Here is a 23,563-nt window from a genome sequence, read left to right as displayed (position 1 = left end):
GAGCCGCTATTTATTGCTCGAGTAACACCGGTGTTAATTGACTAATAAAACTAGCCAGATCAGGGGCTAATACCGCTGTAATACCTTTACCTAAGGTTTCACGCACCACTTCGCCACTGACATTGTCTAGTGCAATAATCTGCATCTCATCGACGCAGCTAGCAATGAACAGTGTTGGCGGCTGCTTTAATGTTTTTTTCATCATCAAATGCGCAATCATATTTTCTTGTAAGCGGTCAAAATCAGCTGCACTCCACACCTGTACCAATTCAATGACCTCATCATTAAAACTAGCGGGCATGTGATCACTAAAATAAGCACCAAAAAAATCGGCGATCTGCGGATCAAGCTCAATATTTAGCGCCGACTCAATATTACTAAATGACGTTATCTCATCACGTTTCACCGGCAACCAAGCTTTATGTTCAGCACGTAACTGTACACTAGTCGACGCTTCAATAAAGCACGGTGAATCCCACTCAGGATCGAACTCTTGTTGTGGTAAGTAGTCTTGTGCTTGCCACAGTTGTTCACAGCGTGCATAAAAAGCAATAAGCGCATCGGTTACAGCTACAGTCATTACATTCCCCATAAAAATGATTAAATCTGCTCTAGCATATCACTCCGCAGTAAAATTTATTACAATCTGGCTATTGATAAGTAAATTATCTGCAACAGACGAGAAGTAACCATGACACCAGCAAACCGTTACCAAGATTCAACGGCACTAGATAAGTTAAACTTAGGGCAAAAAACGGAGTATATCTCTCAATATCAACCAAGCTTGTTACAACCGGTACCAAGACAATTGAATCGTGATGATCTGGCACTATCCGATCAACTGCCGTTCACCGGGTGTGATCTATGGAATTTATATGAGCTGTCTTGGTTAAATAGCAAAGGTAAGCCTATTGTTGCTGTTGCTGAAGTGAAAGTTTGTGCCACATCAGTAAACTTGATCGAATCAAAATCATTCAAACTGTACTTAAATAGCTTCAACCAAACGCGCTTTGGTTCAACAGATGAAGTCACTGAAACACTACAACGTGATCTAGCAGCATGCGCACAAGGTCCTGTTGAAGTGCTAGTGTTTGATGACTTAGATAAGGCGCCAAGCCAAATTACCAAGATCACCGGTAGCTGTATTGATCACCTTGATATCGATGTCGAGGATTATGAGTTTAATGCCAAGTTATTAAAATCTGCAGCAGACAACAATGATAACGTTGATGAAGTACTTTACAGCCATTTATTAAAATCGAATTGCCTCGTGACGAATCAACCCGATTGGGGCAGTGTTTATATTGCCTATCAGGGTAATAAGATCGACCAAGAAGCATTATTACGTTATTTAATCTCATTCCGTCAGCATAATGAGTTTCACGAACAGTGCGTAGAACGTATTTTCACAGATATCATGCACTTCTGTAAACCAGAGCAATTAACTGTATATGCACGCTACACCCGCAGAGGTGGCTTGGATATAAATCCATTTAGAACCAATTCTGATGCTAAGATAGATAATATTCGCTTAATCCGTCAGTAACATGACATATACGGGGTCTTTTTTTAAATATCCCGTTATTAACAAAAGCAGAAAAATAGTTTAGTATTTAACAGCTGCAATCAATTGGGTATATAAATTCCCTTATTGATCATATATACCCAAGCTACTTCAAGATGCACAATCAGCAAACCGAATGAAGAGTATATTCAAGACTTCATAACGCCGAAGATGCCTTCGGTCGGCTTGCCCTACGGGAGATGAGCAGAAATAACTTGGGTATAGCAATTTCAACCTCACTCAGACCGAGGCCTAAATTAGCAAAGGAAGGCTAATATTTAATAAGGACATGTAATCATAAGAATGTGATGGCTGCCTTTCTAGTCGATATGAAACACATGATCTTACGTTTTTTTTATGTTCTTGCATTTATTCTCTTTAGCACCACTGCAACCGCAAGCTTATTTAACCAGCTCATGTTGCCTAATGAGCTAAAACGCAGTCAAGTAGTACAATACAGCCAACCTTATCAATGCATTCAAATTATTGATGAGTACCTGCAAATACAAAAAAAAGACGTATTCAGCACTATTTCACGTGTGAGTCAAATCAGAGAAAAATCGGTCACCCCTTCTGATCTCGTACTGATTAAACAACAAAAAGCCTTATGTTATTTCTATGCCAACAATATCGATCAAGCAGTCGTCATCCTGGATAAAATGCTCGTCAACAAAACACATAACGTTCCCTTACATTTAAGACAACAAAGTTTATTAATAAAAAGTCATATTCTAGCGCAATCAACGACCTTGGCTAATTTTCAACTTGCCCAAGAAACCATTGAGCAAGTACTCAGCAGTGTTGCTGACAATACTTATAATCCGACAGCAAACGGTTATTTTACCCTCAAGATTATTGCTGGTGAAATAGCGCTAAATCTCAACAATTACGAGGAGTCAATGGCACTGTTTCGCGAAGCTCAAACGTTTGCAGCCAAAGCACCATTAACAAATAATGCAGCTTGGGCTGCTTATGCTATTGGTTATAATTACCAGCAACAAAATAACTTAACCTTGGCGATAAATTTTTACAATAAAGCCCTACAGAAATTGCTTGATAATAACGATACACTGAATGGTCTACTGACTAAAAAAATGAGTCAGGCGTATATTGCTCAAGATAATTTTAAATTGGCAATCAACTTTGCCAATCAATCCGCGCAATATTATCAAAACCTCGGTAACAAACTGCAATTGTCTGATTCTTTATTAGCCCTTGCCAGTATGCACCGCAAAATTAAAGAATATAACTTATCGTTAGTTTATTATTTTAACGCCTTAGATTTACTGAAAATTTTTAATGACAAGAACAGATTAAACGCCGTTTATTTCGAAGTTGGCAAGACCTACCTGCAAATGGGTAACTTTAGCTTGGCCGAACAGTATTTATCCAATGCTGAAAAACTGTTTTACACTAATGGCCAAAGCACCTTATTACTTGAATCGCTCGTACATCTGGCTAATTTAGCGATCCAGCAGCAACATTACGACGCGGCATTAACACGTTTAAATAAAGCGTTAGTGATAGCCCGTAAACTTAACAATAGCAAACAGTTCGAAACCGTCTATCTTTACCTCGCCACCGCCTATGAAGAAACCGACCAATACGCCAAAGCACTCGATAGCTATAAACAGTTCGTGCGTTACAATAAACTGTCTAACTTTGACGCAAAAAAGGCATTGCCCGTCTCCAATCAACACAAAGAAAATAATGAAATAAAATCGCAAAAAATAGACCAGCTACAAAAACAAGTAACCAAACTTAAACAAGCAAAACATAATTTGATGATTAACGTGTTTTTACTGGCAGCAATTATGCTGATTATTCTTTATCTGTACTACGTCAATAATCAAAAAATGAAATCACAACGACAAGATGTCGAACAGCTCGAGAATAACTACAACATTCATCCCAATACTGGCCTAAATAATATCAACAGTCTGAAACAATATATCCCGACACCACTACAAGAAGCACGATTTTACTCTGATTGGGAATATACCGATAAGCAAAACAGCGTCCATAGCTGTGCCATTATCAGTCTCGATTTTTTGCAACCTTTACGTCAGAAATATAGCCTTTCACTCGTCAATAAAATCGAAACCGAATTAGGCACTTATTTGTTACAACAACTTCATGATTCAGAACGTTTATTCCAGTTAAATGATACGCAGTTATTATTGGTTAGAAAAGTAAACAAAAATTATGACCCGGCGATCATAGCTAATTATATTTTAGACTGGTTCGAGCAGTTTGATTGCCAACTTAATTTTAACAAAGATATTTCGATAGGGATGGTTTCCCACCCTTTCTTATTCAAATACCCTACCGCAATAGACAGCAAAAAACTGTTAAATATTGCGACCTTAGCCTTGTCAGGTGCTACGCAACTAAGTCGTAAAAACAAGCAAAATAGTTGGGTGCAATTAAGCGCACTAACCTATACACAACCGGCATTTTTCCATGGTGATATTTGGAATCGTTCAAAGCAGGCAATCGAAAAAGGCTTAGTAAAAGTAATATCATCAACTGACAAAAATGATATTAATTGGCTGTAAGCTTACATTTTAGGAGCAAACTATTTTATAGATGTATATATAATGGTAAGCTAATCTTCATCTTTGATTTAACCAATGTGAAGAGTTTTCATGCAGATATCACAAGATTCGCATTCAGCAACACGACAACGTGATGCTAACGGCTACACAAAAATTAACACCGCAATGTTATTAGCATTTATTAATCGTTTGCTTGGTGCAACACGAGGTATCGATCACGATCTAAACATTGAAGTGAGCAAACTGAAAGCAACTCTTGAACGTAGCGCTTCTGACGATGAGCTAATCACCCAAATCAAGCAGGTTGAACGTCAGGTAATGCTACAACCTAACGTATTATCTGATACCTTAAAAATTGCTGATAGTGCCGTATCTCAAGCAGCTACATCATTAATTAATTTATTACAACACGATCCTAAACTCACTGCAGAACTGCAATTAGTGTTAGCGGAACCCAAAGCCACGGCCGTGACCGTATTACAAACTAAGGTTCAATCACTCTTCTGCATTTATCATAGTGCGATCAAAAATTTAAAAGAGACCAACAATAATAATATTGCAGCAACAGTCCATGAAAAGATATGTGATGATTTACAACGTTTAATCAATGAACTTGATTTCGCCGGTGGCTTTGGTTCAAATCTCAAGAAAATTCGTCAGCGTTTATTAGAAGGGATTAGCGGTCATGAACTGGTTAATACCTGTTTACAGATCATCAACAACATCATTGAGGGTGCGCGTGAAGAGCGTATGGCATCTAAAACCTTTTTACATAGCATTGTTGAAGAACTCAATAACATCGCTTATAAGTTTGATAACTCATTAATTGATAGCAACAATATCAATAAAAAACAGATCAGTTTATTGGCAAACCTGAAAGAACGCATTGATATTTTAGAACTTGATATCAGCACCAGTGACAACTTAGCAGAAACTAAGTTACATGTGCAACAGGGTTTAGAAATAATATCCAGCAGTATCCAACAACAACAGCAATTGCTACAAGAAAAGCTCCTGCTAGAACAACAAATTCAAGCGGTTCAAAGTCAACTTGAACAGCTTAAAAAAGAAACCTTACTGCATACACAACGACTCGAAGCACAACAGCATAAACTCTACCTAGATTCGTTAACACAAGTCTATAATCGTACCGCATTAGATGAGCGCTTTAAGCTTGAATTTAAACGTTGGCAACGTTATAAAACCAATACCACCATCGCGATGATCGATATTGATCACTTTAAAAATATCAATGATAGTTTTGGTCATATCGCCGGTGATAAGGCACTTAAGATCGTGGCTCGCGCATTACAAAAATCAATTAAAAGCTCAGATTTTATCGCCCGTTTTGGTGGCGAAGAATTCGTGTTATTACTGGCCGACGTAGCGCCAAGTGAAATACAGGTTATGTTAGATAAACTACGTAATACTATCAAAAATATACCGTTTAGATTTAAAGGTAAACAGATCTCAATTACCATCTCAATTGGGGTCACGCAATTCTCACTCGATGATAAGGAAACTGTTGACCCTTTCGAGCGTGCAGATAAAGCGTTATATGAAGCAAAAAGTTCGGGGCGAGATAAAGTTATCATTAGGATCTAAACTTAATGAGACCAGCGGTGATAAGGTTCGCCATAATCATGCTCTAATTACCGATTATACCTGCTTATCACCAACGTCTCTGACAGGAGTTTAGCTTATGATCACACACATCAAACCTGTGGGTAGTATGGACCTGCTATCACAGCTTGAAGTCGACCGATTGCAACAAAAAGCCACCAGCGATTTATACTTACTATTCCGTAATTGTTCGCTAGCTGTATTAAATTCCGGCTCTCGTACTGATTCAAGTAGTGAAATTTTACAAGCATTCCGAAATTTTGATATCAGTGTTGTACAACAGGAACGTGGCGTCACACTCGAACTGCACAACGCACCAGAACAGGCCTTTGTCGATGGCGAGATCATCCGGGGTATTCAAGAACATCTGTTTTCAGTGTTACGTGACATTCTTTATGTACATAGCTACATTGAGAAACTCCCGGTACCAAAAAAAGAATTATCCTCTTTTTTAACCAACCAAGTATTTTCCATTTTACGTAACGCGCGCGTGATCAAATCAGATTCAGATCCGAATATGGTGGTTTGCTGGGGGGGGCACTCTATTCGTTCACCTGAATATGAATATGCCAAAGCGGTGGGTCATGAACTCGGTTTGCGCGAGATGAATATATGTACGGGTTGTGGACCCGGCGCAATGGAAGGACCAATGAAAGGCGCGACCGTAGGTCATGCGAAACAACGCGTGAAAGAACGTCGTTACCTGGGTTTAACTGAGCCGAGCATCATTGCAGCAGAACCACCAAACCCTATCGTCAACGAATTAGTGATCTTACCGGATATCGAGAAACGCTTAGAAGCCTTTGTTCGCCTTTCACACGGTATCATCATCTTTCCAGGCGGCGCAGGCACCGCTGAAGAATTATTGTATTTACTTGGCATCATGATGCACCCCGAAAATAAACGCCAGCCTCTGCCTATCGTGCTGACAGGTCCCAAAGAAAGTGAAAAATATTTTACCACGATTGATGAATTTATCGGTGCGACGTTGGGTTTTGATGCACAAAAATATTATCAAATTATTATTGATGATGCGCCAAGTGCCGCGCAGATCATGAAAAAAGCCATGCAAAAAACCTACGAGTACCGCCGGGCGATTGGCGATGCCTACTCTTATAATTGGAGTCTCAAAGTTGAGTTAGACTTTCAGCTGCCGTTTATCCCCGACCATCAACACATGGCAGCCTTAAATCTGAACCTTGAACAAGCACCTGAAGTGCTGGCGATGAACCTGCGTAAAGCCTTTTCAGGTATTGTCGCCGGTAATGTGAAAGACTCAGGGATCAAAGCAATTCAAAAAAACGGGCCGTTTAAGCTGCAAGGTGATCCAAAATTAATGCAATTAATGGACAATTTATTAAAAAACTTCATAAAACAGAACAGAATGAAGCTTCCTGGTAGTAAATATGAGCCTTGTTATGAAATAATTAAACCTAGCTAACTTTGACGAAACACGGATATGACCCAAAATCACTTATTAATTATCGATGCGTTAAACCTGATCCGTCGAGTACATGCAGTACAACTTAATCAAAGTAACGATCCTGTTGCGCAAATTAGCGCAACCCGTGAAACAATTAAGCACGCAGTGAGAAAACTGCTATCAATCACCGCACCGACTCACGTTGTCGCCGTGTTTGATGCAGAACAAACCGGCTGGCGTCATGACATCTATCCAGAATACAAAGCCAACCGCAAACCGATGCCAGAAAGCTTACAACAAGCACTCTCACTCATCCAAGACGACCTGTGGGAATTAAATGTTGACTCGTTATTAACAGAGCAAGATGAAGCAGATGACTTAATCGCCACCCTCGCCATTAAAATGTCAGCACAACAACAGCAAGTGACCATTATCTCGACGGATAAAGGCTACTGCCAATTATTAACACCTTATATTCAAATTCGTGATTATTTTAACAAGCGTTGGTTAGACCAAGCATTTATCGATGATAAGTTTGGCGTTCAACCACAGCAACTTGCCGATTATTGGGCATTGGTGGGCATCAGTGGAAGTCACCTAGCTGGTGTCGCCGGTATTGGCCCGAAAACGGCAACCCAGTTATTAACACAACATATTAATTTAGATGCTATTTATGCCAGTGAAGAGTTAAAACCCAAACTGCGTGAAAAACTCGACACCCATAAAGAGATGGCTTACATTACTCAGCAATTAGCCCAGTTGAAAATTGATATTCCTCTCGGCTTTAATTTAAAAGACTTAAGATATCAACCTTAATCATAGACAGTCACGCTTACTGTTAGAAATCGAGAGTGTACACTAAGCGTTAATAGTATAAAAAAAGTTAAAATCTGGATCTATCTCTAACAAATGCGTTATCTACCCTGTAAAACTCTTTATTTAGCCAAATTACAGCAGTCACCTGATTAACAATCGAGTAATACTTTGTTACCATACGGCAACAAAGTATTTTCATTTGAAAGTAAGCTCAATTAAATAAGGAATATGTATGACACAAACAAGAATTACAGTGATCCCGGGTGATGGTATTGGTCCGGATATTATTGAGTCTGCAATTCAAATTTTAGATAAAGCTGGCTGTAACTTCGCATATGACTTTGCTGATGCAGGTCTTGCGGCCCTACAAACTTCAGGTGAGCTACTACCAAAAGCAACATTAGATTTAATTGAAAAAAATAAAGTCGCGTTAAAAGGCCCGTTAACGACACCTGTCGGCGCTGGTTTCACTTCAATCAATGTATCATTACGTAAGCATTTTAATTTATACGCTAACTTACGCCCTGTCATCTCTTTTAAAGGCACGCGTAGCCGCTACGAAAATATCGATATTATTACCGTGCGTGAAAATACCGAAGGTATGTACTCTGGCGCAGGTCAAATTATTGCTGATGACGGAAGCTCAGCTGAAGCAAAAAGTATCATCACACGAGCCGGTGCTGAGCGTATTTGTGTTGCCGCATACGAACTTGCTAAAGCAGAAAATCGAAAAAAAGTAACGGCGATCCATAAAGCCAATATTCTAAAAACAACATCCGGTCTATTTCTTGAAGTAGCGCGTGAAGTAGCTAAGCGTTACCCAGAGATCGAATCAGAAGAGATGATCGTTGATGCCGCTTGCATGAACTTGGTTATGTACCCAGAACGTTTCGACGTGATCGTGACCACTAACTTGTTTGGTGATATCTTATCTGACTTATGTGCGGGTCTTGTGGGTGGTCTTGGTATGGCACCAGGCGCAAATATCGGTGAAGACATCGCTATTTTCGAAGCTGTGCATGGCAGTGCACCTGACATCGCCGGTAAAAACCTAGCGAACCCAACATCTGTGATCTTAGCGTCTATTCAAATGTTAGAATACTTAGACATGAAAACTGAAGCAGAAAATATTCGTAACGCGGTACGTGATGTCATTGAATCAGGTGATAGAACAACACGTGATCTGGGCGGTACGCACGGTACTACAGACTTCACACAAGCGATTTTAGAACGCCTATAACGGTTTTTAAACGCAAGATGAGTCTGAGCTTACCTAATTCTACTCATTGAATAATTCAGTTGCTTAACCTTCATATTTTGACCTGTTAAGCAGCTGATATTCAGCTTTATCATCCACCAGCATCTTCGCACGACACGATCAAACAAGTCCTCATTACAGCCTATTGCCTTCCTAGTAATTTATTCATACCGAGCTATAGTTAAGTTTTCATCAGCAACTTTGGTGATATATGATATCTAACTTTCTTTTTTTGATACTGTTAATCGGTTTATTAAGCAGGGTTACATTCGCCACGGAAAGTCAGTTAGGGACAGCAATAACAAGACAGCAATTATCTGCCTATCAGCAGCAAACTCAATTGGCCGCTTTAACACAGCCTACACCGCAGTTTGAATTCAAACAGTCGTTATTGGTGATCAAAAAAAGTAACCATAAACGCAAACGAACCGCGCAACTTCAGCTTCTCAATATGTGGATTGATCCCGATATCACCCGGCTTTTTATTCCCCGGCTTAAAAACATAGGTAGACTGAGTTTAAATTTACACTACAGCTTGAAACGCAGCCCTTATCTACAGCTCGATTATGAGCGGCTGACAATCAAAACGAAAGTAAAGTCCAACGGTATGTTACAACACGAAGCTTATTATAATATGGGGATTAAAGGGGCGATTATTGGGATTAAAGTACGTGGCAAAGACCCTCAGCTTTATTTTCGCTTCCGGTTTAAATAACAAAGCCATTAAACATTCACGGGCGTGATATTTAATGGCTTAAAGCATTAATAATTCAGCGCGAAGGACCATAGATTAAAATGGTCCTTACTGTCTTATTTATCTTCAGGAATAAAGTTTGACCAAGCTACATGTACAGTCACTTCATCACGATCATGATAAAGGTGCTTAGCTTGGATAACAAAGCGATCATCAAGTTGCTTATCTAAGATAGCCAAACAGTCTTCCAATGTATGATAACGACGCTTTAATGGTAGCTTAAGATTAAAGATAGCTTCTTTACACCATGCGTTTAATAACCATTTACACATCAGACGAGTAACACGCTCTGGTTTTTCAAGCATGTCGCATACCAGCATATCAACCGGTGGATTTTCAGGAACCTTCACCTTATTACCGTTTAATTTACGGTTGGTCCACGCAATCGTGGTTTTAGCCGGCTCATATTTGAAACCATCTTCTTCATAGTGCTTCACTTGGCCGGTTTCCATCAGGTTATCCGCCATCGCACCGTTATCAACCGCCACAACAAACATACTACGTTGGACTAACTGATACGTCCAACCGCCAGGACAAGCGCCTAAGTCAACCGCGCGCATTGCACCGCCGATACGTCTATCCCACTGGTCCGCAGGGATGAAGGTATGGAATGCTTCTTCCAGTTTCAGCGTCGAGCGACTTGGCGCTTTCGATGGAAACTTAAGACGCATGATACCCATAGGTAACGGCGAGTTGTTAAAGCTGTATGAGTAACCAATATACACACTGGTATTAGTAATGAAAAACACGTGCAGTACTGGACGGTTTTTATTTTCTTTAGGTAATAAGTGATTACCTTTACGCAACGACTGACGTAGTGGCACAGTATACTTACGGCAGAATTTAGATAACTCTTTGCCTTCATTGGTATCTGGCATTTCCACACGGAGTTCACCCATCAATTCGATACCCTCACAGGCAGCAACAACAGGGTTAACACGGTCGTAAAGTGGCATATCATCAACACGTGCATGTAGTGCGATCATTTGACGGGCAAAGATCAATGATGAAAGTGGTAATTTTTTCGCTATTGAATCTACATCTTCAGCAGAATGACATTCAAACACAACATAACCCGAATTCAGCGTTACTTTAGCAAAACCATACGCCTCCATGGCAGTCGCTCGTACTTGAATTTCAGCGGCACATTCTTTTTCATAACCAGGGCGGCAATATAATAAAATACCATTCATTTTCTAATAACCTCATTTTCGTCATCAACATGGCTGACGATATATACTCAGTATAGATACAATACCGAGACTACTAATACATAACAAATACCCAAGGTACTTGACGCTGCTTGGGTATATACGCAAACCAGTGCAGAATACGGCATATCTTGCACTGGTTTGCATACAAAAGCCGCACAGTCTAAACCCTTGACGATATAACGCCAAGGATTTAGTGACTTCAGTGCAAATTAATTCTCCACAAAGTCTTGTTGTTCTTCCTCGACCAAAGACAGCATCCAATCACGGAATGCCACAATTTTACCAAGTTCATCTTGCTCTTCGCGGCAGACCACGTAATACGCGTTCTTACTCACTAATACTTCGGTAAAAGGACGCACAAGACGACCCGCATCAATCTCAGGTTGCGCTAATACACTGTGCCCTAACGCGACGCCTTGGCCATGTATTGCGGCTTGTAATACCATCGAAGTATGACTAAAAATAGGCCCTTGGTTAACATTAATATCGGTAATATTGCCTTGCTTAAACCAAGCAGTCCAATCGCGACGAGAGCTATCATGCAATAACGTATGGAGCTTAAGATCACCAGGGGTTTTTAGTGGTTTTACCCCGTTGAGTAAACGCGGTGAACATACCGGCACTAAATATTCGGTATGTAATTTCTGCGCGTTTAAATCTTTCCACTTGCCGCGGCCATAATAAATCGCCACATCGACATCATCAGTCAGTGAACCGTCATCCATATCAACCGCTTTAATACGTACATCAATATCAGGGTGCAGCTCAGAGAACAAAGATAATCGAGGCACTAACCATTGGATCGCAAAGCTCGGCTGTAAACTAACCGTCAACGAACCTTTCGCGCCTCTGGCTAATAAACGCTCAGTAGCATCCACTAATGAAGAAAAGGTATCTTTAATATCAAGAAAATAACTTTGGCCTTCTTCCGTTAAAAATAACGCCCGGTTTTGACGACGAAACAGTTTAATTCCAAGGTACTCTTCCAACGCTTTAATCTGATGGCTGACAGCAGCTTGCGTCACATAGAGCTCTTCAGAGGCGCGGGTGAAGCTAGAATGTCTGGCGGCAGCTTCGAAAACACGTAGCGAATTTAATGGCGGCAGTCTGCGTGACATAGTGGCGTCCAGTTAGATGAGAAAAACTAATGCGAAACATTATAATTTGTCAATTGTCATATGGCTAGAAAATTACTATAGTACGCGTATGTATATAGGACATAATACTTATTTTACTTATTCTCGATGTTTTAGATAATTAGTATTATTTATATAAGTTAGTCTTTGTTATGTAATGTTGTGTTTGTTTGCTTAAACTTTTTGGTTTAGGCCTTTAAGTAGAAACTACTTATTTTTAAACCTTTGATCATATTCTTAATACATTTGTATTATCGGGTCAAAGGTTGTTTAGCGCTGTATCATTACAGCGCTTTTTTTATGCCTGAAATTAATCGATATCAATCGCAGTAAAGCTCTTCACTACATCATCAATCGCTTTTGCTTGTGCTAAAAATGCTTCTAACTTAGCAAACGGTAATGCAGAAGGACCATCACAGCGTGCTTGTGCTGGATTTTCATGCGCTTCAATAAATAGACCTGCAATACCTGTCGCTAGCCCCGCATAACTTAATTCAGGCACTTGTTTACGACGGCCACCTGACGCAGCACTACCGGCATCACGCTGTTGCGTTGCATGGGTACTGTCTAAGATGATTGGCGTACCTTGAGTAAGCTCTTTCATTACCCCAAATGCTAATGGATCTACAATCAGGTTATCGTAACCATGGCAATGACCACGTTCACATATAATCACTTGTTCATTACCACATTCAGCAAACTTATCAACGATATTGCCTACTTGATGCGGTGACATAAACTGTGGTTTTTTAATATTAATCACAGCACCAGTTGCCGCCATTGCTTGCACTAAATCAGTTTGACGCGCAAGGAAAGCTGGTAATTGGATCACATCAACAACATCAGCAACCAGCTGACATTGTGCTTCAGTATGCACATCTGTAATAATTGGCACATTAAATTCGGCTTTCACCCGTTGAAAAATTTGTAAGCCTTTTTCCAAGCCAACACCACGGAAAGAGTGGATACTAGAACGGTTAGCTTTATCGAAAGACGCTTTAAATATAAACGGGATACCGAGTTTATCTGTTACTGTTTTATACGCTTCTACAGCACGTAACGTCGTCAGTTCGTCTTCTAATACATTGATACCACCAAATAACACAAATGGGTGATTGTTGGCACAAATAATATCGTTACCAATTTTTACTATTTTTGCATTCATAATTGTTACCTTAAAAGGTCCATTTTAAGTCAGTTAATTTTAATGAATTGTATCATCAGTCGCAGCAAGCTCATCTATTTGTGCTTTTAAAACACGGGTGATCGGATCGTCTGGACATTGTTCAATAAAATAAGCAAAGTCTTCGCTCGCGAGTTTCTTGCAATCAAGCTGTTGCAACAAAAAGCCACGATCGCGAATTTCATATGGTTCATCAGGTTCAAGTTCTAAAATTAAATCAATACAACGCAGTGCATAGGAAAAATGTTCATCACGGATCAACGCTGCTTTGAGCACTTGTAATAAGCGCAGATAATGCATTTCATTATTGGCGGCTAACAAATCATCGTCAGATAATAAGGCATGGTTACCTTCAATACCGCGTAATAGAACCTGCAGTTTATGCCGACTCAGTGCTTGTCCATCTGCAGGATCAACGTATATTCCGTCTTGCTCACTACCGAAACGTAATACAAATTGACCAGGGAATATGATCCCAGTCACATCCACTTCAAAATGCTCTGCAAAGTACATGAATACCGTACCGAGTGACAGAGGAACGCCATTACGGCTGCTAATGACTTTATGGAGTAATACACTGTCTAGCTCTAACCACTTACGCCAATCGCCTGCAAAACCAAGTTGTTGATAAAACAAATACAATAACTGGTCACGTTTTTCAACGTCACAGGTAAAGCCTTGCATATCAACTTCGATAAGTTCAATTAACTCATCCAATTCAACTATCGCCTGCTCGAGTAACGGTTTCTCAGTTATTTCCTCGATGGCAGATAGTGTTGCGAGCATGACGTTATCAATCATCAGTACTTCTTCTGCGAGCTCATCATCGTATTCTTCAAGCTGCTCACTATCACTATCAATAGCGTTATTATCTATTGCTACATCTTCTGCCAGTTCTGTTTCTGTCAGCGTTGCATTTGCATCTAATTCCATCACTACCTCAGCAAATATGCTTCGCCGTAAACGGCTAACGAAAACACATAAAATAACCAGCCGATACTACCGGCAAACGCAACACAGCGGAAAAATAGATTTTTATCCTGCTGTAATGACATATACACCATAAAGGTGATAGCCAGTGTCGACACTAATTTTTCTGTCATCACCGTATCAACAAACGGTGCTTGACCTGAAACCATACACACTAACGCAATCATCATCACGGTGATCATATCGATCACCTTACGTGATTTAATAAAACCAGCGTGTTCAAGATATGGTGATTGCTTCACTGTGAAGGCAAAGTTAACAAAATACATCAGCACGCTTAATAATAGCGTCGCGATGTGCAGCGGAATAACAATATTCATGATTAAGCTTCTTTTCGTTGTCCGACAGTAATACGATCGTTATTACCATAATCTTTATGCGTAACAACCTGGTGATAATGTGATGCGGTAAAGAGTGCGCGCACTGCAGCACCTTGCTCAAACCCATGTTCAACTAACAACCAGCCATCCATGGTTAAAAACTGATAACCTTGGCTGATAATATGCTTTAAGTCAGCAAGTCCATTATCAGCAGCAACTAACGCAGTTAACGGCTCAAAACGCACGTCACCCATTGCTAAGTGAGGATCATGCGCGTCGATATAAGGTGGATTACTGACGATCACATCAAAGCGTTGACTGGCTTTTAAAGGTTCAAACCAACTACCTTGCAATACCGCAACATCAAAACCACAGCGTTTGGCATTACGACGTGCTAATGCAGCCGCGCCTTGTTGATATTCAATTGCGGTCACTGTCGCTTGTGGTGATTCAGAGGCTAAAGCCAGTGCGATAGCACCCGTACCCGTGCCTAAATCTAATACTTGGCAAGCGTGACTCGGCATACAAGCAAGCGCTTGTTCGACTAATACTTCAGTATCAGGTCTTGGAATTAGCGTATCAGCAGATACTTCTAATTCTAATGACCAAAATTCACGGTAACCAAGAATATGAGCAACAGGTTCACCCGCCTGACGGCGCATGATAAGCGCAGTAAAACGACGAATAATGTCATCTTCCATTACTTTGTCATCCCAAGTAAAAAGATAACTGCGATCTTTTTCTAACAGGAAACAAAGAATGACTTCAGCATCCAGTTTCGGGCTTTCGCTGTCAGTGAGCTGCTTGACAGCCCTCTGCAGTAATTGTGCAATTGTTTTCACAGTTCTCGATACACCTAGTTAGCTTCAGCAAGCGCCGCTAACAGATCAGCTTGATGTTCGTGGATGATAGGTTGGATCAATACATCTAACTCACCTTCCATCACTTCATTTAGACGGTAAAGTGTTAGATTGATACGGTGATCACTAACGCGACCTTGTGGATAGTTATAAGTACGAATACGTTCAGAGCGATCGCCACTTGCTACTAGGCTACGACGAGTACTTTCCTCTTCAAGACGTGCTTTTTCATCTTCAGCCGCTTGAATACGAGCTTGTAGAATTGACATCGCACGTGCACGGTTTTTATGCTGTGAACGTTCGTCTTGACACTCAACTACTGTACCCGTTGGAATGTGGGTAATACGTACTGCAGAATCGGTTTTATTGACGTGCTGACCACCCGCACCCGATGCGCGGAACGTATCGACTTTAAGATCGGCAGTATTAATGACAATCGCGTCTACCTCAGGGACCTCTGGCATAACCACCACAGTACAGGCTGACGTATGGATACGACCTTGCGATTCAGTTTCTGGTACACGTTGTACACGGTGACCACCTGATTCAAACTTCATGGTGCCGAATACTGCGTCACCTTCCATCTTAACGATAACTTCTTTGTAACCGCCTTGATCACTGTTGCTTAAGTTCATGATTGTTAAACGCCAGCCTTTTTTCTCCGCATACCTGCTGTACATGCGGTACAGGTCGCCTGCAAAGATTGCGGCTTCGTCACCACCAGCACCAGCACGGATCTCTAAGAAACAGTTATTGCTGTCATTTGGATCACGAGGTAACAATAAAACTTCTAATTCATCACTGACACGCGCCACCGTTGCTTTACTTTCTTTATATTCTTCAACAGCCATTTCCCGCATGTCAGGATCTTCATCCTTTAGCATCTCTTCAGCTGATTCAAAATCTTCTTTTGCGTCTTGGTATTCTTTAAAACAAGAAACTAACTCTTCTAATTGCGCGTATTCTTTTGTTAGTGCACGGTAACGGTCTTGATCACTGATGATCTCTGGCTCACCTAATAATGCTTGAACTTCTTCGTGACGTTCAATTAAGGCTTCTAATTTTGTAATGATCGATGCTTTCATCTTTACTCTCGTATTACCGTTAAATAGATCGCTGAAGTCTGACATAGGCTGCTTCAGCAATTGAATATGGATTATTTCGTTGTTGTGATCGGCAAGGATACCTACATGTAAGGAAATAGTCGATTGCTTTCCGATAATTTAGCTGGGATTTAGCGAATATATACCCAAGCTACTTCAAGATGCACAATCAACAAGCGAAGCGAAGGCGAGCAGGAATAACAACGCAGCGTGACAATATTTGAAATAGACTGAGCAGTTGCTAATGGATGCAGCTGCTAATGGATAAGGATAAGGATAAGGATAATCAACAACGGCTTATTTTTAAAGACGTGATTACGACTCTAGCCCCACCACACGGCGCACTAATAATAGTTCGTCATCTTGACTACGCTTACCCGCACTCACTAAGGCTTGTGTCGGCGCATGGATCAACTTGTTGGTTAATTTATTCGCTAACTCGGTAAGCACGCGCTCACCATCCGTGCCATTTTTCATCGCTGCGATGGCTCTTTCAAGTAATATGTCTTTTTCAATCATCGCCGAATTACGATATTCTTTAATAGAATCAACACTTGATAATGACGCTATCCATTCAGAAAACAGCTGAGCTTCTTCAGTGATAATGTGCTCTGCTTGCTCAGCCGCATCTTGGCGCGCTTCTTTATTCTGCTCGATAATACCTTGCAGGTCATCGACGGTATAAAGATAAGCATTACCTAACTCACCCACTTCTTCTTCAATATCCCGTGGTACGGCGATATCAACTAAAAAAATCGGTTTTTGTTTACGCTGCTTCAATGCACTTTCAATCATACCTTTACCAATAATAGGTAAGGGACTGGCTGTCGAACTGATAACAATATCGGCATTATGTAAATGATGTGGTATCTCTTCGAGCGTCATAGTGCGGGCACCAAACTTGTCACCCAGCACTTGCGCACGGGATAAAGTACGGTTCGCCACCATCATCTCACTGACATTCTGCTCGGCAAGGTGCGTCGCAACCAGATCAATGGTTTCACCGGCGCCAATCAGTAATACCCGCGTTTTAGATAAATCATCAAAGATATGCTTACTTAAACTCACCGCCGCGAATGCCACCGAGACCGCATTCGCACCAATTTCAGTCTCGGTGCGCACGCGCTTCGCTGCAGTAAAGGTTTTTTGAAATAGCTTATCCAAGGTTTGAGCAACAGCATTCAACTGTTTTGCTTTCGCAAAGGCTTGTTTTATCTGCCCTAAAATTTGCGGTTCACCTAATACCAGTGAATCTAACCCGCCAGCCACACGCATTAAATGACGCACCGCATCGCCGTCGTAGTAACGATAAGTACAATCCGCTAATTCATCAGCAGGGAGCCGATGAAAATCGACTAACCACTGAGTCACGCGTTCAGGTAAGCCTTGCTCAATTTTGCAATATATTTCAGTACGATTACAGGTTGAAACAATCACCGCTTCCGAGGCTACCCCATTCGCCACAATGCTGGCAAAGGCATCCTCAATATTGTCAGGTGAAAAAGCTACCTTTTCACGAAGTGATACAGGTGCCGAATTATGATTTATACCAAGTGCTAACAGAGTCATGTATTACTTACAGTGAATGATTGTAAAAATAGATAGGGAGACTATTCTACGCAAAAAGTATGAATTTTTAAAGTGACAAAATCAACCATATCTGTTTTTATAAGCTCATGTTTGCTCTTTATCATCATTACTTTATTTTTTTGAGTCTCTTATGACATTTCAGCGTTCTATTTACATTTTGATTGTTAGTATATTACTGAGTGCCTGTAGTACGACGACACAGCGACAACCTCCAGCAGGTAACCCGCAACAATTATGGCAGCAACATCAAATTCAATTACAAACTATTCGGACTTGGCAACTGCAAGGACAAATTGCGTTCATCAGTCCTAATTCACGTAACTCGGCGACGTTAAACTGGCAACAATTTGTCAATGATTTCAATATTAACCTCACAGGTCCCTTTGGTATTCATATCCTCACCATTAAACGCCGTGATAACATTTCAACATTAATTCTCGATGATGACCGCCAATACCAAGGCCATAATACACAAACACTGATTAATCAACTCAGTCCAATCCCCATTCCGGTAAATGAATTACGAGCTTGGATCATTGGCGACCCATTAACAGACGATGTGCAACTCGATAATTACGGCCGAGTAACCCAAGCTAATCATCCACTCGGCTGGCACATCAGTTATACTAAATATCAACGAGTCGATAATATTTGGTTACCAAAAAATATCATCATCAAACAAGCCGATATGCGCATAAAAATCACCACTCGCAACTGGAAGTTAAATGCAACACAAGATTAGTCATTGGTCAGCACCTGCAAAGTTAAACCTTTTTCTATACATCAATGGTCGCCGCAGTGATGGTTATCACGAACTGCAAACCTTATTTCAGTTTGTTGATATCGGTGATGAGTTAGCAATCAATGTAAATCACAGCGATGGCATTACCATTACCCCAGATATACCTGGCATTGCAGTTACCGACAATATCATCTATAAAGCGGCAATGGCGCTGAAAGCACACTCACCATTACCACTTGGTGCCGATATTACCTTAACCAAAAATCTGCCAATGGGTGGTGGACTGGGTGGCGGGTCTTCAGATGCAGCAACAACCTTAGTCGCGTTAAATCTGCTTTGGCAATTAAACCTCGATGTAGAACAACTCGCGGCGATTGGCGTAACACTTGGTGCGGATGTACCCGTATTTGTCCGTGGTCATGCCGCATTTGCTGAAGGAATAGGTGAGCAACTGACCTCCATAGAGGTAGATGAAAACTATTATCTTATTGTTGTTCCTGACACACAGGTCAATACAGCAAAATTATTTTCCGATCCAGAGTTAACCCGCAACACGCCAAAACGCCCGCTAAATCAGTTATTACAAGACGAATGGCAAAATGACTTTGAAGTAACTGTGAAAAAACGTCATCCCGAGGTTGCAAAAGCATTAGAGTGGTTGCTAAAATATGCGCCATCTCGACTGACAGGTTCCGGTTGCTGTGTTTTCTCTGAATTTAAAACTAAGTCTGACGCATTAGTAGTATTAGCTAAAGCGCCTAAACACATGCAAATTTATCTTGCGAAGGGCTTAAATAAATCGCCGCTATTGTACGATTTAGCAAGAGAGAATTGCATGATTTAGTAAGACAGGTTTTAACTTTAGTTCAGCACCGAACATATGTTACATAAGTTGTTACCGAATTCTAAGAGATTAATGCTGGGGATCTCTACTAAACAGTCCGCTGTTTAGGAGTATAATTATATCCCAGCCAAATACATCGATTACCTGAGGTTACACCGTGCCCGACATGAAACTCTTTGCTGGTAACGCTACACCAGAACTAGCACAAAAAGTTGCAGAACGTCTATTTATCCAACTTGGTAAAGCTAAAGTTGGTCGCTTTAGCGATGGCGAAATTAGCGTTGAAATTGAAGAAAATGTACGTGGTGGAGATATCTTCATCCTACAATCGACTTGTGCGCCAACGAACGACAACTTAATGGAACTTATCGTTATGGTTGATGCGATGCGTCGTGCATCTGCTGGCCGTATCACAGCTGTGATCCCTTACTTTGGTTATGCGCGTCAAGATCGTCGTGTACGTTCTGCTCGAGTGCCAATTACAGCAAAAGTTGTAGCTGATTTCCTTTCAAGTGTTGGTGTTGACCGTGTATTAACGGTTGATCTACATGCTGAGCAAATCCAAGGCTTCTTCGATGTACCTGTTGATAATGTATTTGGTACGCCGGTATTATTAGCCGACATGCAAAAAATGAACCTTGAAAACCCAGTTATTGTATCTCCAGATATCGGTGGTGTTGTACGTGCACGTGCTAACGCTAAATTACTTGACGAAGCTGACCTTGCGATTATCGACAAACGTCGTCCAAAAGCAAACGTAGCACAAGTAATGCACATTATTGGTGACGTTAAAGACCGTGATTGTATCCTTGTTGATGACATGATCGATACTGGCGGTACATTATGTGCAGCAGCAATCGCATTGAAGAAAAATGGCGCGAAACGTGTATTTGCTTACGCGACTCACCCTGTTTTCTCAGGTAACGCGGCACAGAACCTACGTGATTCTTGCATTGATGAAATCGTGGTAACAGACTCAATCCCACTGTCTCCAGAAGTAGCAGCACTCGCGAACGTACGCGTATTGAGCCTTAGCCCTATGCTCGCAGAGGCAATTCGTCGCGTTAACAACGAAGAATCTATCTCAGCAATGTTTAACTAATTAAATTAGCCAATCATTTAATTTAAGCAGTGCAATAAAAACCGAGTTTGGTGTTACCAGACTCGGTTTTTTGTTTCTCTAAGCAGCAAATACCTAAATCATAAACACGCTATCATCCAACTTGGTGAATACGTCAGTTGAGCTTTGCACTGACACAAGGTAAAATAGCGCGTTTTTTATCCAATGAGTAAGGTTCGACTGGCTCGAACATTCATTAAACAATCATTACAGTAATATAGGTATACCATGAGCAACGACATTCGTTTAATTGTCGGCCTGGCTAATCCAGGACAAGAATACAGCCGCACACGTCATAACGCTGGTGCTTGGTTTATTAACGAATTAGCAAAATGGCACAACACACAATTACGTGAAGAAGCGAAATATTTTGGTTACACTGCCCGTATTGATGTGGCAGGCCAAGATGTGCGCTTGCTGATCCCAACCACATTCATGAATTTAAGTGGTAAATCAGTATCCGCCTTAGCCAAATTTTACCGCATTGATGTAACGCAAATATTAGTGGTCCACGATGAGTTGGATTTACCTCCAGGTGTGGCTAAATTCAAGCAAGGTGGTAGCCATGGCGGTCATAATGGTCTGAAAGACATTATCAGTAAAATGGCCAACAGCAGAGAATTCTACCGTTTACGTATTGGCATTGGTCACCCAGGCCATAAAGACAAAGTAACCGGTTACGTACTTGGCAAAGCACAAGCCAAAGAACAAGAACAAATGGATGCGGCAATTGATGAAGCAGTGCGCTGTATCGATATTTTAGCTAAAGACGGCATGACCAAAGCGATGACTCGTTTACATACGTTTAAAGCGCAATAATTAATAAAAAAAGAAATAATTAAACACATACAGGTAAATAATTAACTGTGTGAACCAATTTTAGTACATAGCAAAGAAGGTAAAAATCATGGGTTTTAAATGCGGTATCGTAGGCTTACCAAACGTAGGTAAATCAACACTATTTAATGCATTAACACAAGCTGGTATCGAAGCTGCCAATTTCCCATTCTGCACAATCGAGCCGAATACGGGTGTGGTTCCAGTGCCAGATAAGCGTTTAGATGCACTATCTGCGATCGTAAACCCAGAACGCGTATTGCCAACTACGATGGAATTCGTTGATATCGCAGGCTTAGTGGCTGGCGCATCAAAAGGTGAAGGTCTGGGTAATAAATTCCTAGCAAACATCCGTGAAACTGATGCAATCGGTCATGTTGTACGTTGCTTTGAAAATGAAAACATCATTCACGTTAACAATAAAATTTCACCATTAGATGATATCGAAATTATCAACACTGAATTAGCACTTGCCGATCTAGATAGTTGTGAAAAGGTCATCCTACGTTTAGCTAAAAAAGCCAAAGGCGGCGATAAAGACGCTAAATTTGAACTACCCGTAATCGAAAAGATCCTTGCTCACCTTGCTGAAGGTGAAATGGTCCGTTCTTTAGAGTTAACTAAAGACGAAAAAGCCGCAATTGATTACATGAACTTCCTCACGCTAAAACCAACCATGTACATTGCTAACGTTGATGAAGAGGGTTTTGAAAATAACCCACACTTAGATCAAGTACGCAAACTTGCTGCAACAGAAAATGCCGTAGTCGTGGCTATCTGTGCTTCAATGGAATCAGACATTGCTGAACTTGAAGACGACGAGCGTGCAGAGTTCATGGAAGACATGGGTATTGAAGAACCCGGTCTTAACCGTGTAATTCGTGCCGGTTACGAACTGCTAGAACTACAGACTTATTTCACTGCTGGTGTTAAAGAAGTGCGCGCATGGACTATCCCTGTAAATGCAACAGCACCACAAGCGGCGGGTAAGATCCACACTGATTTCGAAAAAGGTTTCATCCGTGCAGAAGTTGTCGGTTACAACTCTTTCATCGAATTCAATGGCGAAGCTGGCGCTAAAACAGCAGGTCAGTGGCGTCTAGAAGGTAAAGACTACATAGTTAAAGATGGTGATGTGGTGCATTTCCGTTTCAACGTATAATTTTACTTATGCTAAACGCCTTTAGTTATATCTAAAACTATATCTAAAGTAGCATAATAAAACGCTGGCAATTGCCAGCGTTTTTTGGTTCAGCACTCCTTACACCCTATTTCAATAACACCACTTAGTATTGATTAACAGAAGCAAATATCGAATAAATCATTAAACTCAATTACAATAATAATGATTGGCTATACACGCTTTAAATTATCAACAATTGCAGTTTTGCTACAAATAGCATAGAGTGAGAACAGGATTCGTACAGAATTTCAACAGGCGTAGATAAAAATGTTTTTAAACTAAAAAATAGTTGACGAACTTGGCTGTAATTAGCATAATGCGCCCCGTTCCAACGAAACAGTTAACTGCTAGTCGGAATGAGATTTAAGATGGCCATGTAGCTCAGCTGGTTAGAGCACAGCATTCATAATGCTGGGGTCACAGGTTCAAGTCCCGTCATGGCCAC

21 protein-coding genes and 1 tRNA gene are annotated in these 23,563 nt (G+C 40.8%); 13 read left to right on the top strand and 9 right to left on the bottom strand.

What is annotated here, in order from left to right:
• Nucleotides 1-10: 10 nt before the first annotated feature.
• Nucleotides 11-580, bottom strand: a complete 570-nt coding sequence (syd, locus tag HRT96_RS16260) for a SecY-interacting protein (protein WP_293158839.1) — start codon at nt 578-580, stop codon at nt 11-13.
• Nucleotides 581-691: 111 nt separating this feature from the next.
• On the opposite strand from syd, the gene queF reads away from it, so the two are divergent.
• From queF to HRT96_RS16225, 7 genes are all read left to right on the top strand, one after another.
• Complete coding sequence (gene queF / locus HRT96_RS16255; protein WP_293158837.1) at nt 692-1,546, top strand: NADPH-dependent 7-cyano-7-deazaguanine reductase QueF; 855 nt, start codon at nt 692-694, stop codon at nt 1,544-1,546.
• Nucleotides 1,547-1,872: 326 nt separating this feature from the next.
• The gene (locus HRT96_RS16250; RefSeq protein ID WP_293158835.1) at nt 1,873-4,122 is read left to right on the top strand and encodes a hypothetical protein; all 2,250 of its coding nucleotides are present in this window, start codon (nt 1,873-1,875) and stop codon (nt 4,120-4,122) included.
• A gap of 90 nt (nt 4,123-4,212) precedes the next feature.
• Nucleotides 4,213-5,727: a diguanylate cyclase gene (locus tag HRT96_RS16245; RefSeq protein ID WP_293158834.1), complete on the top strand. Its 1,515-nt coding sequence runs from the start codon at nt 4,213-4,215 to the stop codon at nt 5,725-5,727.
• Nucleotides 5,728-5,824: 97 nt separating this feature from the next.
• Nucleotides 5,825-7,186 carry a nucleotide 5'-monophosphate nucleosidase PpnN gene (ppnN, locus tag HRT96_RS16240; protein ID WP_293158832.1) on the top strand — a complete coding sequence of 454 codons (1,362 nt, stop codon included), beginning with the start codon at nt 5,825-5,827 and terminating at the stop codon, nt 7,184-7,186.
• Between the two features lie 18 nt (nt 7,187-7,204).
• Nucleotides 7,205-7,984, top strand: a complete 780-nt coding sequence (xni, locus tag HRT96_RS16235) for a flap endonuclease Xni (RefSeq protein WP_293158830.1) — start codon at nt 7,205-7,207, stop codon at nt 7,982-7,984.
• 232 nt (nt 7,985-8,216) lie between these two features.
• On the top strand, nt 8,217-9,224 hold the full coding sequence (locus HRT96_RS16230) for an isocitrate dehydrogenase (protein WP_293158828.1): 1,008 nt from the start codon (nt 8,217-8,219) through the stop codon (nt 9,222-9,224).
• Between the two features lie 229 nt (nt 9,225-9,453).
• Nucleotides 9,454-9,957, top strand: coding sequence for a hypothetical protein (locus HRT96_RS16225; RefSeq protein ID WP_293158826.1), 504 nt, complete (start codon nt 9,454-9,456; stop codon nt 9,955-9,957).
• A 95-nt stretch (nt 9,958-10,052) separates the two neighbouring features.
• Here HRT96_RS16225 and rlmM read toward each other — a convergent pair whose 3' ends face one another.
• The 8 genes from rlmM to hemA form a co-directional block, all read right to left on the bottom strand.
• On the bottom strand, nt 10,053-11,189 hold the full coding sequence (gene rlmM, locus HRT96_RS16220; RefSeq protein ID WP_006030013.1) for a 23S rRNA (cytidine(2498)-2'-O)-methyltransferase RlmM: 1,137 nt from the start codon (nt 11,187-11,189) through the stop codon (nt 10,053-10,055).
• A 230-nt stretch (nt 11,190-11,419) separates the two neighbouring features.
• Nucleotides 11,420-12,328, bottom strand: coding sequence for a transcriptional regulator GcvA (locus tag HRT96_RS16215; protein WP_006030014.1), 909 nt, complete (start codon nt 12,326-12,328; stop codon nt 11,420-11,422).
• Nucleotides 12,329-12,656: 328 nt separating this feature from the next.
• Nucleotides 12,657-13,511, bottom strand: coding sequence for a 3-deoxy-8-phosphooctulonate synthase (gene kdsA / locus HRT96_RS16210; RefSeq protein WP_293158824.1), 855 nt, complete (start codon nt 13,509-13,511; stop codon nt 12,657-12,659).
• Between the two features lie 39 nt (nt 13,512-13,550).
• Nucleotides 13,551-14,462: a tetratricopeptide repeat protein gene (locus HRT96_RS16205; RefSeq protein ID WP_293158822.1), complete on the bottom strand. Its 912-nt coding sequence runs from the start codon at nt 14,460-14,462 to the stop codon at nt 13,551-13,553.
• A gap of 2 nt (nt 14,463-14,464) precedes the next feature.
• Nucleotides 14,465-14,839: a SirB2 family protein gene (locus HRT96_RS16200; RefSeq protein ID WP_293134609.1), complete on the bottom strand. Its 375-nt coding sequence runs from the start codon at nt 14,837-14,839 to the stop codon at nt 14,465-14,467.
• 2 nt (nt 14,840-14,841) lie between these two features.
• On the bottom strand, nt 14,842-15,681 hold the full coding sequence (prmC, locus tag HRT96_RS16195) for a peptide chain release factor N(5)-glutamine methyltransferase (protein WP_293158820.1): 840 nt from the start codon (nt 15,679-15,681) through the stop codon (nt 14,842-14,844).
• Between the two features lie 14 nt (nt 15,682-15,695).
• Nucleotides 15,696-16,784 carry a peptide chain release factor 1 gene (gene prfA, locus HRT96_RS16190; protein WP_293158818.1) on the bottom strand — a complete coding sequence of 363 codons (1,089 nt, stop codon included), beginning with the start codon at nt 16,782-16,784 and terminating at the stop codon, nt 15,696-15,698.
• Between the two features lie 333 nt (nt 16,785-17,117).
• On the bottom strand, nt 17,118-18,371 hold the full coding sequence (gene hemA / locus HRT96_RS16185) for a glutamyl-tRNA reductase (RefSeq protein ID WP_293158816.1): 1,254 nt from the start codon (nt 18,369-18,371) through the stop codon (nt 17,118-17,120).
• Between the two features lie 151 nt (nt 18,372-18,522).
• On the opposite strand from hemA, the gene lolB reads away from it, so the two are divergent.
• The 6 genes from lolB (at nt 18,523) to HRT96_RS16155 (ending at nt 23,562) form a co-directional block, all read left to right on the top strand.
• Nucleotides 18,523-19,134, top strand: coding sequence for a lipoprotein insertase outer membrane protein LolB (gene lolB / locus HRT96_RS16180; protein ID WP_293158814.1), 612 nt, complete (start codon nt 18,523-18,525; stop codon nt 19,132-19,134).
• Nucleotides 19,118-19,978: a 4-(cytidine 5'-diphospho)-2-C-methyl-D-erythritol kinase gene (ispE, locus tag HRT96_RS16175; RefSeq protein ID WP_293158812.1), complete on the top strand. Its 861-nt coding sequence runs from the start codon at nt 19,118-19,120 to the stop codon at nt 19,976-19,978. The genes lolB and ispE overlap by 17 nt, the downstream gene beginning before the upstream one ends.
• A 157-nt stretch (nt 19,979-20,135) precedes the next feature.
• Nucleotides 20,136-21,080 carry a ribose-phosphate pyrophosphokinase gene (locus tag HRT96_RS16170; RefSeq protein WP_293158810.1) on the top strand — a complete coding sequence of 315 codons (945 nt, stop codon included), beginning with the start codon at nt 20,136-20,138 and terminating at the stop codon, nt 21,078-21,080.
• Nucleotides 21,081-21,326: 246 nt separating this feature from the next.
• Nucleotides 21,327-21,917: an aminoacyl-tRNA hydrolase gene (gene pth, locus HRT96_RS16165; RefSeq protein WP_293158808.1), complete on the top strand. Its 591-nt coding sequence runs from the start codon at nt 21,327-21,329 to the stop codon at nt 21,915-21,917.
• An 88-nt stretch (nt 21,918-22,005) separates the two neighbouring features.
• Entirely contained in the window at nt 22,006-23,097 is a 1,092-nt protein-coding gene (gene ychF, locus HRT96_RS16160) for a redox-regulated ATPase YchF (RefSeq protein WP_293158806.1), read from the top strand.
• 391 nt (nt 23,098-23,488) lie between these two features.
• A tRNA-Met gene (locus HRT96_RS16155) sits at nt 23,489-23,562 on the top strand.
• The last annotated feature ends 1 nt before the right edge of the window (nt 23,563 follow it).

It is taken from the genome of Moritella sp. (genome assembly GCF_013215705.1).
Lineage (GTDB): Bacteria > Pseudomonadota > Gammaproteobacteria > Enterobacterales > Moritellaceae > Moritella.
The sequence above is the reverse complement of the archived record's forward strand: the minus strand, read 5'-3'. Positions and strand labels throughout refer to the sequence as shown.

Excerpts from the sequence above, each read along its gene's own strand:
- syd (WP_293158839.1), bottom strand. The coding sequence starts at position 580 with ATGACTGTAGCTGTAACCGATGCGCTTATTGCTTTTTATGCACGCTGT.
- queF (WP_293158837.1), top strand. The coding sequence starts at position 692 with ATGACACCAGCAAACCGTTACCAAGATTCAACGGCACTAGATAAGTTA.
- HRT96_RS16250 (WP_293158835.1), top strand. The coding sequence starts at position 1,873 with ATGGCTGCCTTTCTAGTCGATATGAAACACATGATCTTACGTTTTTTT.
- HRT96_RS16245 (WP_293158834.1), top strand. The coding sequence starts at position 4,213 with ATGCAGATATCACAAGATTCGCATTCAGCAACACGACAACGTGATGCT.
- ppnN (WP_293158832.1), top strand. The coding sequence starts at position 5,825 with ATGATCACACACATCAAACCTGTGGGTAGTATGGACCTGCTATCACAG.
- xni (WP_293158830.1), top strand. The coding sequence starts at position 7,205 with ATGACCCAAAATCACTTATTAATTATCGATGCGTTAAACCTGATCCGT.
- HRT96_RS16230 (WP_293158828.1), top strand. The coding sequence starts at position 8,217 with ATGACACAAACAAGAATTACAGTGATCCCGGGTGATGGTATTGGTCCG.
- HRT96_RS16225 (WP_293158826.1), top strand. The coding sequence starts at position 9,454 with ATGATATCTAACTTTCTTTTTTTGATACTGTTAATCGGTTTATTAAGC.
- rlmM (WP_006030013.1), bottom strand. The coding sequence starts at position 11,189 with ATGAATGGTATTTTATTATATTGCCGCCCTGGTTATGAAAAAGAATGT.
- HRT96_RS16215 (WP_006030014.1), bottom strand. The coding sequence starts at position 12,328 with ATGTCACGCAGACTGCCGCCATTAAATTCGCTACGTGTTTTCGAAGCT.
- kdsA (WP_293158824.1), bottom strand. The coding sequence starts at position 13,511 with ATGAATGCAAAAATAGTAAAAATTGGTAACGATATTATTTGTGCCAAC.
- HRT96_RS16205 (WP_293158822.1), bottom strand. The coding sequence starts at position 14,462 with ATGGAATTAGATGCAAATGCAACGCTGACAGAAACAGAACTGGCAGAA.
- HRT96_RS16200 (WP_293134609.1), bottom strand. The coding sequence starts at position 14,839 with ATGAATATTGTTATTCCGCTGCACATCGCGACGCTATTATTAAGCGTG.
- prfA (WP_293158818.1), bottom strand. The coding sequence starts at position 16,784 with ATGAAAGCATCGATCATTACAAAATTAGAAGCCTTAATTGAACGTCAC.
- hemA (WP_293158816.1), bottom strand. The coding sequence starts at position 18,371 with ATGACTCTGTTAGCACTTGGTATAAATCATAATTCGGCACCTGTATCA.
- lolB (WP_293158814.1), top strand. The coding sequence starts at position 18,523 with ATGACATTTCAGCGTTCTATTTACATTTTGATTGTTAGTATATTACTG.
- ispE (WP_293158812.1), top strand. The coding sequence starts at position 19,118 with ATGCAACACAAGATTAGTCATTGGTCAGCACCTGCAAAGTTAAACCTT.
- pth (WP_293158808.1), top strand. The coding sequence starts at position 21,327 with ATGAGCAACGACATTCGTTTAATTGTCGGCCTGGCTAATCCAGGACAA.
- ychF (WP_293158806.1), top strand. The coding sequence starts at position 22,006 with ATGGGTTTTAAATGCGGTATCGTAGGCTTACCAAACGTAGGTAAATCA.